Source organism: Streptomyces sp. NPDC041970, from assembly GCF_055588985.1.
The window spans coordinates 115,685-127,285 of the sequence record NZ_JBVJCD010000004.1 but is presented as its reverse complement, the minus strand read 5'-3'; the positions used below and the strand labels follow the sequence as shown (position 1 = coordinate 127,285).

Here is an 11,601-nt window from a genome sequence, read left to right as displayed (position 1 = left end):
CTCACTGGCCCCAGTCGCGCAGTTGCACCTCGACCATCTCCAGCGTCAGCCGGCCGTTCTCGACGGCCTCGACGCGGAGGGTCAGGATGCACTCGGGGCAGGACAGCGTCTCGCCCTCGGTGACGGGGGGCACGGTGAGGTCGGTCTCGCACTCGGGGCATACGCCGGTCAGGGTGGCGGTGGACATCATCAACTCCGGTGGTGGGATGGGAGGAGTGGGGCTTTGCGGTGGTCCGGCGCCGTCCGGCTCACGCCGGGACGGGCCGGAAGTCGACGGCCGCCTTGCGGATCGCGTCCCGGTCCAGCAGCGGGCGCCCTTCGCGCTCCTGCAGCTCGGCCAGCCACGGGGTGAAGGCGTCGACGTCCACCTCCAGGCCCGAGTCGGCGAGCGCCCAGGCGACCAGGGCGGTGGTGAGCCGGCTGCGCACGCGCAACTCACGGCTGTTGCCGACGAGTTCGGCGGGCAGCGTCTCGTACGCCTCCGGGTGGCTGAGCTGGCCGGGCAGCTCGTACGCGAACGCGTGCGGCGTCGTCGGCCCGGACTGGAAGGCGTCGCCGAGGCCGGCGCCCCGCAGGGCGACACGGGACAGCTCGGTGAGGTGGGTCAGGTCGAACCGGGTGTCGCCGTGGATGACGCGCAGCGAGGTGAGCAGCTCGGCCAGCGGGGCGTTGCCGCCGCGCTCACCGATGCCGCCGACGGTGGCCGAGATCCACTGGGCGCCCGCGCGGACGGCGGCGAGGGAGTTGGCGACGGCCATCCCGAGCATGTTGTGCGAGTGGATCTCGATCTCGGAGCCGTCGATCGCGACCAGGTCCCCGATCACCGACTCCATCTGCCAGGGCGACAGGTACGCGACGGTCTCCGCGAGCCGGAAGCGGTCGGCCCCCGCCTCGAACCCCGCGGCGACGTAGGGGACCAGCCGCTCCTTGGGGGTGCGGGCGCCGTCCTCGCCGCTGAAGGTGACGTGGAAGCCGCGCTCCTTGGCCTGGGTGATCGCGGAACGCGCCAGGGTCTGGAGGAACTTGGGGCTGGCCGAGTCGAGCTTCAGCCGGGCGTGCTGCTCGGAGGTGGGGATGGAGTACATGATGTGGCGCACGCCCAGCCGCTCGGCCTCGTCGAGGGCCCGCGCGACCTGGCGGCGGTCGCGCACGACCAGCAGCGTCATGCTGCGCTCGGGGCCCACGGCCTCGTGGGTGGCCAGGACCAGGTCGGCGTCCTTGGAGTCCGGCCCGGAGACCATGCCCACCTCGACCAGCTCGACGCCCGTGCGCACCAGCAGGTCCGCGATGACGGCGGCGTCGGCGGGCCCGAACTCGACGCCCGCCATGTGCGCGGAGTCCCGCAGCGTCGCGTCGGATATGCGGGGCGGCCTCTCCAGTTTCTCCGGGCTGTCTGTTGCGGTCATCACGTTCACTCCTTTTTCCCGAAGGGATCGGCATTCCCCGTCAAGGGGACGGCTTTTCCGATGGGATCGGCGTTCTCGAAAGGGTCGGTGAAGGCACGTTCGGGAAGTGCGGATGTGCGGTGTCGCCGTGGTCCGGGCGTTGATCCATATCCTTCGTCGCGCACCCGGCGAGATCAAGATCGGCTGTGTCAGGGCTCTGTGCGGAAATGTCAAGAAGCGTCAGGCAGCGTCAGGGAGTGTGACGAAGGAAAGGAAGTGCAAGACGGAGGTGAGACGTGTGCCAAATAGTGTGCGAAGAAGGGCCGCCGACGTGAGTCGCGCCCTACGGTGCGGCCATGGATCTCTTCTCACTGCCCCGGTTGGGGGTCGTCGTGCCGCCGGAGAACCCGACGGCGGAACCCGAGTTCAACCACCTCCTCGGCGCCGGGGCGAACGTGTACACCTCCCGCTTCCCGGTGACGCCCGGACTCGGGCTGCGGGCCATGCTGGAGACCTACAACGACGTGCTGCCGGCGCTGCTCGGCAGCTTCGGCGCGATGCGCCTGGACGCGGTGGTGGTGGCGTGCAGCGCGTCGCACTACCTGCTGGGGCCGGGGGGCGACCGGGCCTTCTGCGCGGAGCTGACCGAGCGCGCCGGCACGCCCGTCCACTCCTCCACCCAGGCCATCCTGGCGGCGTGCGAGGCGCTCGGAGTGACCCGCCTGACGCTCGTCTCCCCCTACGAGCCGTGGCTCACCGACACCTCCCGCGCCTTCTGGGAGCGGGCCGGCCTCACGGTCGACGGGGTGGTGCTCGTCCCGGCGGACGCGGGCGCGGACGGCGACGCGCACTACGACCCGTACGCGGTGCGGACCGCGGCGATCCTGGAGCGCATACGGGAGCGGCCGCTGCCCGCCGACACGGCGCTGCTGTGCACGGGCACGGGCATGGGCACGCTCGCGGCGCTGGCGGAGCTGGCCCGCCAGGAGCCGGAGCGCACCCTGCTGACCTCGAACCTGGCGTCGGCCTGGTGGGCGCGGCGCGCGGTGGGGGAGACCGGCGAGGCGCACCACCCGCTGCTGCGGCGACTGGAGCGCACGCCGGTGTGAACGCGCGGTGACACCGGCGCGCGGCGCGGCCGGGGCGTTCGGCGCGAACGGGGGCGCGACCGGGCGCGTCGGCGCGTTGGTTCGGCGCGGGTGGGGGCGGGGCGTACGGCGGGGCGCTGGAGCGGGCACTGGAGCGCGACCGCTCCCCGGCGCCCGTGCGGGCCCCGCCCCGTACGCGCGCCGGCGGGCGCGGCGGCCCGTACCGGCGCGCGGCTCAGCCGGCGGACGACTCGTGCATCCGCCAGGCGTAGCCCATCCGGTAGCCGATGCCCCGCACCGTGATGATCCAGTCGGCGGAGCCGAGTTTGGCGCGGAGACTGCTCACGTGCGTGTCGATGGTGCGGCTGGTGTGGCCCCAGTTGCTGCCCCAGACGCGGGCCATCAATTCCTTCCGGGTCACGACCGTTTCCGGGGAGGACGCCAGGACGTAGAGCAATTCGAATTCCTTCGACGTGACGCCGACGAGCCGGTCGCGCAAACGCACCTCCCGCAAGCGGGGGTCGATATGGAGATGACGCAGGGAAATGGCGGACGGGACCGACTGGCGGGGCCGGGCCCGGCGCAGTACGGCCTCGATCCGGGCCGCGACCTCCCTGAATCCCCAGTTCTTCACCACGCAGTCGTCCGCGCCCGCGTTCAGGGCGAGCACCCGCTCCAGTTCGTCATCGGCCGATGCGACGGCGATCAACGGGGTGTCGCCGTAGTTCCGCAGGGACCGGCACAATTCCAGTCCGTCGATGTCGGGCAGCTCCAGACAGAACAGCACCAGGTCGACATCGGCGTGCAGCCGCAGGGCCTGCTCCCCGGTGGCGACGCTGCGGGCGGTGAACCCCTGCCGCCGCAGATCGCCCACCATGGCCGCCGCGGCGGCGGCGTCCTGTTCCACCACGAGTACCCGTCTCACGTGTCCCATCGCCCGGCTCCTCCGCTCCTCTTCGACCCCTCGGCTCCACGCGGTTGCTCGCCCCGGCCATCAGAGCGGGGCGCCGGTGAGGTGGGCGTCGGCGAGCAGGGCGGAGGGGGCGGTCGACGGGGCGCCGGGCTCCGGCCGGGCGGCGTCGGGGCCGCGGTAGAGGCTCTCGTAGACGTAGGCGGCGGAGGCCATGGTCATGTGGCGGTGCCAGCCGGGATAGGAACGGCCCTCGAAGTCGAGGACGCCGAAACGCTTCTGAAGGGTGCCGACGGCCGAAAGGGTCGCCACACGGGTACGGGCGAGCCGCAGGATCTCCTCCACCCGGTGGTCGGTCAGCGAGGTGATCCAGTACCGGGGCGGCTGCCGGCCGTCCGGGTCCGGCCGCTCCAGGACGCGGTACGGGCGGCCGTCGCCCTCGTGGCCGGAACCGGGCAGTCGCACGGTCTCGGTGTACGCGTGGATCGGCACGGCCCTGACCCGGCCCGCCGCGGCCTGCCGGATCGTCACATGGGTGTGGCGGGCGTGCCGGTCCCCCCGCAGCGCGCTCACGGCGCCCGCGGCCGGTGCGCGGCCCGAGAGCACCATCTGCTCCGGGGCGACCTCGCACACCACGTCGACCCGTTGGCGGGCGAGCCCCGCGAGCACCCCGGCGGACTCGCCGCAGCGCGTCAGGTCGAGGACCCAGGGGATGGAGCGCAGGGGGGCCTGGGCGGCCACCCCGGTGGCGTAGTCGAGCACGTACGAGGCCGCGGTGCGGCCGGTCTGCTCCGCCGGGATGCGGGCCCGCTGCCGGCGCTCGGCGTCCGAGTCCCACACGCCGTCGAGGACGAGGCTCCAGTCCACCGGCAGGCAGTGCGCGCCCGTGACCAGGAACAGCCCCAGTGCCCGCTGGCAGTTGACCGTGCGCCCGGTCCGCGCGTCCACGCGCTGGTGCACCCCCACGGAGTGCTCGCCGCGCTTGGGGATGATGAGTTCGGTGACGGTCCAGGCGTGCGGCGTCGTGGTCGCGGCGGCGCGCAGCGCGAGCCGCCGGCGCACCGGTTCCCAGTCCCACGGGCTGGCGTTGATGAACTGGTGCAGCCCGTGCGCCGCGGCCGAGGGGAGAGGTCTGGCCAGCGCCAGCCGCCGCGGGGTCTTCTTGCCCGAGGCGTGAATCAGCCCCCACAGGTACTCCTGGGCCCAGCGGCGTTGCTCCGAGCGCTGGAAGGCCGGGAAGGTCTCGTCCATGAACCGCTGCACACGCGTGTTCTCACCCGGTACGGCCGCACGCACCTCACTTGTCGACATGTAACGCTACGCCCCCTCGATATTCGTCTTCGCTCGAACCCAAGTGGATACATGGCACATAAGTACGAGTGAAAATACCGTCCAGGGGGGCGATTCCCTGGCTTGCCGGGCAATTTTGGAACGTTGCCGTCTGAGCTGCGGAAACAGGGGCCCGGCGGGGGGCGCGCGCTCGCATCCTCCGCCGTGTGCAGGGGCGCGACCAGGCAATAAACCGTTGTCAAACCCGAGCGGTGAAGTGTCAATAAAACATGAACATGATCCGGCCATGGTCGAGAAGCCGATCCGGCCGCCGGTCAGTCGGCCGGATCGGCCGCCGACACGTCGGCCGGATACGGAGGAACCCGAGGCCGGAGCGCGACGGGCGCTCACGCGGACGCGGCCGGGGGGTGCGGACGGGTCCGGCGGCGTGCGCCGGACCCGCCCGCGACCGCTGCCGCGTCAGGCCGAATCCGTACCGGCGACAACCGGCCGCTGCGCGGGGAAGCCCGCCCGGCGGGCGGCCAGGACGACCGCGATCACCGGGAGCAGGAGCAGCAGGACCGTCCAGGGGAAGGACTCGCTGCCGACGACGTCGAGCAGGATGCCGCCGACGATGCCGCCGCCCGCCATCGCGAGGTTCCACAGCGTCACCAGCATCGCCTGGGCGGAGTCGGCCGCCTCGCCGCCCGCGTCGCCGACGGCGGTCTGGAGCAGGGTGGGCACCCCGCCCCAGCCCAGGCCCCACAGCACCGAGGCGACGTAGACGAGCGCGGTGGTGTCGGAGAGGACGGCCAGGAGCCCGGCGGCCAGGGCCACCAGCAGCGCCCCGGCGACGGTCAGGCCGCGCAGCCGGCGGTTGATCTGCGCGCCGACGATCCAGATGCTCGCCAGCGACGCGGCGCCGAAGACGAGGAGCACCAGGCCGGTGTGGTCGCCGAGGCCCAGGTCCTCCAGGTACGTGGCGATGTACGCGTAGAGGATGGTGTGGGCCAGCACGAAGACCAGCGTGACGAAGAGGACCGGGACCACGCCCGGAACGCGCAGGGCCCGCAGGATCTTCGGCCGCTCCCCGCGCTTCTGGCCGGGGAAGTCCGGCACGGCGGCGGCGATCCACCCCAGGAGCCCCACGGTGAGCACGGTCATGGCCCAGAACGCCGCGCGCCAGCCGAGCCATTCGCCGAGGAAGGTGCCGGCGGGGACGCCGAGGGAGAGCGCGACGGGGATGCCCGCCATGGAGATGGCCATCGCCTTGCCCTGGAGGTGCACGGGCGCCATGCGCCGCGCGTAGCCCGCCAGCAGGGCCCAGGCCAGACCGGCCGCGACCCCGGCGACGAACCGCGCCACCATCGTCAGCTCGTACACGGACGACACGGCCGTCACCGTGTTGGCGACGGCGAAGCCCGCCATGGCGGTGAGCAGCAGCCGCTTGCGCCGCCAGCCCGCGGTGGCCGCGGTGAGCGGGATCGCGGTGAGCGCGGTGCCGATGGCGTAGATCGTCACGGTCTGACCGGTCGCGGACTCGCTCACCCGCAGGTCCTGGCTCATCGCGGGCAGCAGACCGGCGGGGAGGGTCTCGGTGAGGCTGGTGATGAAGACGGCGGTGGCGAGGGCGAGCAGGGCGAGCATCGGGAGCTTCTGCTGCTCGCCGCCTCCGCCCTTGCCGTCCGGGGCGTCCGCGGCTGCGGGAGCCGTGTCGGGTGCGGTGCTCATGCGGTGTGCTCCAGGTTCTCAGGAGGGGACGGGGAGTTCTCGGGAGGGACGGGGCCCCTGACCGGTGGCGGCCTGGCCGGGGAGGCCGGGGGACGCGGCCGGGTGAGCGGCGGCCGGGTCACGGGGGGCCGAGCCCGCCGTCGACGGGGAGCCGGGCCCCCGTGGTGAACGTCGCCTCCGTCGCCAGGAACAGCGCGGCGCGCGCCACCTCCTCGGTGGCGCCGAGCCGCCCCAGCGGGGGCAGGGGTACGGCGCCGGAGCCCGGCGCCTCGATACAGCCCGGCGCGACGGCGTTGACGCGCACGCCTCGGGAGGCCAGCTCGGCGGCGAGCGCCCGCACGGCGGCGGGGCACGGGGTCGGGGCGGTGAGCACGACCGCGCCACCGTCCTCGACGTGGGGAAGGAGCGGACGGGCGGTGGCGACGGCGTCGGCGAAGAGGAGGTCGACGCCACCGGCGAAGCCCCGTACGGGGCGGTGGTCGTCGACAGCGTCCTCGGCCGGGCCGCCGCGGCGCCGGGTGAGAGCCGCCTCCACCGCGGCCGGGGCCACGACATGGGCGGCGGAGCCCAGCTCGGCGACCGCGTGGGCGCGCTCCGGCGCGGTGGGAGCGGTCAGCAGGACGGTGGCCCCGCCCTCGACGAGGCGCTTGGCGATGGCCAGGCCGATGCCGGTGGCCTCGCCGACGACCAGGGCCCGTCGGCGCGCGTACTTGGTCATGGTGCCGCTCCCTCCAGAGGCCGCCCGCCCCGCGCCGGTGCGTGGTGCCGCCGGGGACGACTCTGCGCGCGAGCCCTTCGGAGAACCTTCGGGAAACCTTCGGACGGGCCGGAGGCCCCTTCGGGCACGGCGGGTCGGCGCGCTCGGTGAGGTGGGCGGCTGGGGGATGACCCGGAGGGAGGGGACCGCGCACCTGTACGGTGGCGGCTATGCGGTTTGGGGTGCTCGGGCCACTGGTGGTGTGGGACGGCGAGGGGCGGGAGGTCACCGTCCCCGAGGTCAAGGTCCGGGCCCTGCTCGCGGACCTGCTCGCGAACGACGGCGGACCGGTCTCCACCGACCGCCTCATCCACGACCTGTGGGGCGACGCGCCGCCGGGCAACCCCGCGGGCGCGCTCCAGGCCAAGATCTCCCAGTTGCGCCGGGCCATCGGCCGGGACCGGGTGGTGCGCCAGCCGCCCGGCTACCGGCTGCGCCTGGACGACGGGCCCGAGGCGGTGGACGCCGCGCGGTTCCGGGCCCTGGTGACCGAGGCCCGGCCCGTCCGGGACCCCCGCGCGCGGGCCGCGCTGCTCACCGAGGCGCTGGAGCTGTGGCGGGGCCCCGCGTTCGCGGACTTCGCCGACGACGGCTTCGCGGCGGGGCCCGCGCAGCGCCTCGCCGAGCAGCGGCTCACCGTGCTGGAGGACCAGGCGGAGGCGCGCCTGGAGGCGGGCGACCACGCGCTCCTCGCCGGCGAGCTGGCCGGCCTGGTCGCGCTCCACCCGCTGCGGGAGCGCCTGCGCGCCGTGCAGATGCGGGTGCTGTACGCGGCGGGACGGCAGAACGAGGCGCTCGCCTCGTACGAGGATGTGAGGACCCGGCTCGTCGAGGAGTTGGGCGTCGACCCGAGCCCCGAACTGGCCGCCCTGCACGGGGCGGTGCTCCGCCAGGACCCGGCGCTCACGGGCGCGGGGGCGGCGGGGGGCGCGCTCGCCGCCGGGTCCGACGGGGGCGTGCCTGCCGCGGGCCGTGCGGGGCTCATGGAGAGCGCGCGTGCCACGGGGGGCGGCGCGGCGCCCTCGGGAGGCGGCGTACGGCCCACGGGGGTCGGCGGGGGCTCCGGGGGGATCGGCGCGGGAGGCGCGGGGAGCGGCGCGGGCTCCACGCGGATCGGCGCGGGAGGCGCGGGAGGCGGCGCAGAGCCCGCGGGACGGGCGGGCGCCACGGCCCCCACGCCCCATGCGGGTATCGCGAACGCCACGCCCCCCGCCGACCACACCGCCGCCCTGGCCTCAGCCGGCACCGCGCCCTCAGCGGCCCCCGCCGAGACCGCGCCCCCCGCGGCGGCCCCTGCCCCGGCGCACTCCAACCTCCCCGTCCCCCTCACCCCCCTCATCGGCCGCCGCAAGGCTCTCGACCGGGTCTCCGAACTCCTCGCGGAAGCCCGCCTGGTGACGCTGACGGGCCCCGGCGGCGTGGGCAAGACCCGGTTGGCGGTGGCGGCCGCCACGGCGGAGCGGGACGGCGCGCGCCCCGGCGAACTGGCCGACGGGATATGGCTCGTCGAGTTCTCCGGGCTCCGCGCGGGCACGGCCGCCGACCTGGCGCAGGTCGTCGCCGCGACCCTCGGCATCCGGGACGACGCCCCGCACCCGCTGCCGGGCACCGGCTCGGGGACGCCGTCCCCGCCGCACCGCCTCGCCGCCGCCCTGCGCGACCGCCGCACCCTGCTGGTCCTGGACAACTGCGAGCACGTCGTCGACGCCGCGGCCGAACTCACCGACCTGCTCCTGCGCACCGCCCCCGGACTGCGCGTCCTGGCCACCGGGCAGGAGCCGCTGGGGCTGGCCGGGGAGGCGATGTTCCTGGTCGAACCGCTGCCGCCCGCCGACGCCGTCCGGATGTTCATGGAGCGCGCCGCCGCCTCCGCCCCCGGCTTCCCGCGCGATCCGGACGCGCCGGACGAGCCCGAGCGCCGGGCCGTCGCCGAGATCTGCCGCCGCCTCGACGGCATCCCGCTCGCGCTGGAGCTGGCCGCCACCCGCGTACGGGCGTTGGGGGTACGGGAGTTGGCGTCCCGGCTGCACGACCGCTTCCGGGTCCTGACGTTCGGGCAGCGCGGCGCGCCGGCCCGGCAGCAGACGTTGCGCGCGGTGATCGACTGGAGCTGGGAACTGCTCAGCGCGCCCGAGCGCATCGTCCTGCGCCGCCTCGCCGCGCACAGCGACGGCTGCGACCTGGACGCCGCGGAGGCGGTCTGCGCGGGGGACGGCGTGGCGCGCGAGGAGGTCCTCGACCTCGTCACCCGGCTGGTCGACCGGTCCCTGGTCGTCGTGGTGGACGGGCCCACCGGCCGCCGCTACCGGCTCCTGGAGTCCGTCGCCGCGTACGCGACCGAGCGGCTGCACGAGATGGAGGACCTCACCGCCGTACGCGATCGCCACCTGCGCCACTACCGCGACCTCGCCGAACGCGCGGAGCCCCGCCTGCGCGGGGCCGAACAGCGGTCCTGGCTGGCGCGGTTGGACGCCGAGGCGGGCAACCTGCGGACCGCGCTCGACGAGGCGGTGCGCCGCGCGGGCGCGGGCGAACCGCGGGAGGCCGTCCGGCTCGCCACCGCCCTCGCCTGGTGGTGGCTGCTGCGCGGCCGCCTCACGGAGGCCCGCCGCAGCCTGGGGACCGTACTGGCCGCCGCCTCCACTCCCGCCCCGGCACCTGCCTCACCGCCCTCGGAGGACGCCGAACTGGCCCTGCTGCACACCGCGTTCGCGCTGCTCACCGGGGACCACCTGGCCGCTTCCCCCTCCGGGCCCGGCCGCCCCCCGGCACCGGACCGGGACCTCGCCGTCGTCGGGGACGCGATCCCCGACCCGGTGCGGCGTGCCCGCGCGCTCTGGCTCTGCGCGTACGGGCTGTTCAGCGCGGGCGACGCGGCGGAGGCCGGTGAGCTGAACACCCGAGCCCTCGCCCTCTTCGCCGGGGCGTCGGACCAGTGGGGCACCGCCGCCGCCCTCGGGCTGCGGGCCACGCTCGCCCTGGTGCGCGGCGATCTCACCGGACTCGGCCGGGACGGGCTCCGCAGCGCCCGGCTCTTCCGCGAACTGGGCGACCGGTGGGGCGAGTTGCAGACCGTCTCGCCGCTCGCGGCGCTCGCCGAGATCAAGGGGGCGTACGAGGACGCGGAGCGACGCCAGCACGAAGGGCTGCAGATGGCGCGGGAGTTGGGGTTGGAGGCGGAGGTGTCCGCGCGGCTCTCCGGTCTCGGCCGCCTGGCGCTGCTCGCCCGCGACTGGGACCGCGCCCGCGACCTGCACGAGCAGGCACACCGGATCGCCACCGAACAGGGGTACAAGTACGGGGAGATCCACTCCGAGATGGGCCTCGCCCTCGGGGCGCGCCGCTCCGGCGACCTCGACGCGGCCGCCGCGTACCTCCTGCACCTCCGCGACGGCTACGCCGACGTGTCGTCCGACGCGGGCGACCACCTCCTCCGCGCCGAGCTGGGCTTCGTCGCCGAGCTGCGGGGCGACGCCGAGGCGGCGGCCGCCCACCACCTGGCGGGGCTGGAGATCGCCCGCGCGCTCGACGAGCCCCGCGCCCTGGCCCTCTCGCTGGAGGGCCTTGCCGGGGCGGCCGCCCTCCTCGGCCACCGGCCCGCCGCCGCCCGCGCCGCCGCCCTCCTCGGCGCGGCGGCCGCCGCCCGCCGCCGCGCCGGCGCCCCGCTGCCCCCCGCCGAACGCGGCGACGTCGACCGCGTCACCGCGTCGGCGCGGGCCGCGCTGGGCGAGCCCGCGTTCACGGCGGCGTACGAGGAGGGCGCGCGGCTGCCCCCCGACGCGGCGCTCCACCGGGCCCGCACGGCGCTCACCCCCGAACCGGACGAGGCGGCCCCCGGACAGGGGGAGGCGGGCTGACGGCCGGGGGGGAGCGCCCGGACCGGGGGATGCCGTCCGCCGTTCGGGGCCGGAGCGGCGCTCGGACCGGGGGAGCCGGGCTGACGGCCGGGGCGGGGGCAGTGCCCGGACCGGGATACGCGCTCCGACCGCCGGACGGGAACCACCCCGGACCGCAGGCCGCAGGCCGACCGCGACACGGGCCCAGCCGCTCCGAGACGTGACTGAAACAGAGTCGAGCGCCCCCGGAAGCATCGCCCAGACCGACCGGAAGCGCGGCTCGCGGACGCTGGGGGCGTACCCGACCCCCGGTGTACGCGATGTTGGGAGACACATGCCGTGCTGAGCACCCAGGAGGACCCGCCACCGACCCCCGAGCCCGCCCGCGTCCCGGAACCCGCCCACGCCCCGGAGCCCGCCCGCGCCCCGGCGCACGACCGCACCCCCGCGCCGCACGCCCCAGAGCCCGAGCCCGCCCCGGCGACCGCCCGCGTCCCAGAACCCGCCCACGCCCCGGAGCCCGCTGCCGCCCCGGCGCACGCCCGCACCCCCGCGCCGCACGTCCCAGAGCCCGAGCCCGCCCCGGCGACCGCCCGCGCCCCGGAGCCCGCCGCCCCGGCGACCG

At 75.6% G+C, this 11,601-nt stretch carries 8 protein-coding genes; 2 read left to right on the top strand and 6 right to left on the bottom strand.

All coding sequences use genetic code 11. From position 1 onward, the window contains the following. Window position 1: 1 nt before the first annotated feature. Window positions 2–187 (bottom strand): lysine biosynthesis protein LysW, encoded by a 186-nt coding sequence (locus ACZ6EJ_RS04130; RefSeq protein WP_469264417.1) that lies wholly within the window; start codon window positions 185–187, stop codon window positions 2–4. A 61-nt stretch (window positions 188–248) separates the two neighbouring features. Further along, window positions 249–1,406: an isopropylmalate synthase gene (locus ACZ6EJ_RS04125; protein ID WP_469264415.1), complete on the bottom strand. Its 1,158-nt coding sequence runs from the start codon at window positions 1,404–1,406 to the stop codon at window positions 249–251. A gap of 335 nt (window positions 1,407–1,741) precedes the next feature. On the opposite strand from ACZ6EJ_RS04125, the gene ACZ6EJ_RS04120 reads away from it, so the two are divergent. Beyond that, the gene (locus ACZ6EJ_RS04120) at window positions 1,742–2,494 is read left to right on the top strand and encodes a maleate cis-trans isomerase family protein (RefSeq protein ID WP_469264413.1); all 753 of its coding nucleotides are present in this window, start codon (window positions 1,742–1,744) and stop codon (window positions 2,492–2,494) included. A gap of 214 nt (window positions 2,495–2,708) precedes the next feature. Here ACZ6EJ_RS04120 and ACZ6EJ_RS04115 read toward each other — a convergent pair whose 3' ends face one another. The 4 genes from ACZ6EJ_RS04115 to ACZ6EJ_RS04100 all read right to left on the bottom strand — a co-directional run bounded on the left by ACZ6EJ_RS04115 (window position 2,709) and on the right by ACZ6EJ_RS04100 (window position 7,101). Further along, complete coding sequence (locus ACZ6EJ_RS04115) at window positions 2,709–3,407, bottom strand: response regulator transcription factor (RefSeq protein ID WP_469264412.1); 699 nt, start codon at window positions 3,405–3,407, stop codon at window positions 2,709–2,711. Between the two features lie 60 nt (window positions 3,408–3,467). Next, window positions 3,468–4,694: an IS701 family transposase gene (locus tag ACZ6EJ_RS04110; protein WP_469264411.1), complete on the bottom strand. Its 1,227-nt coding sequence runs from the start codon at window positions 4,692–4,694 to the stop codon at window positions 3,468–3,470. Window positions 4,695–5,132: 438 nt separating this feature from the next. After that, window positions 5,133–6,383, bottom strand: coding sequence for an MFS transporter (locus ACZ6EJ_RS04105; protein ID WP_469264409.1), 1,251 nt, complete (start codon window positions 6,381–6,383; stop codon window positions 5,133–5,135). Between the two features lie 118 nt (window positions 6,384–6,501). After that, the gene (locus ACZ6EJ_RS04100) at window positions 6,502–7,101 is read right to left on the bottom strand and encodes an SDR family NAD(P)-dependent oxidoreductase (RefSeq protein WP_469264408.1); all 600 of its coding nucleotides are present in this window, start codon (window positions 7,099–7,101) and stop codon (window positions 6,502–6,504) included. Between the two features lie 209 nt (window positions 7,102–7,310). Here ACZ6EJ_RS04100 and ACZ6EJ_RS04095 point away from each other — a divergent pair, with 209 nt between their 5' ends. Then, the gene (locus ACZ6EJ_RS04095) at window positions 7,311–10,997 is read left to right on the top strand and encodes an AfsR/SARP family transcriptional regulator (RefSeq protein ID WP_469264406.1); all 3,687 of its coding nucleotides are present in this window, start codon (window positions 7,311–7,313) and stop codon (window positions 10,995–10,997) included. Window positions 10,998–11,601 lie beyond the last annotated feature (604 nt).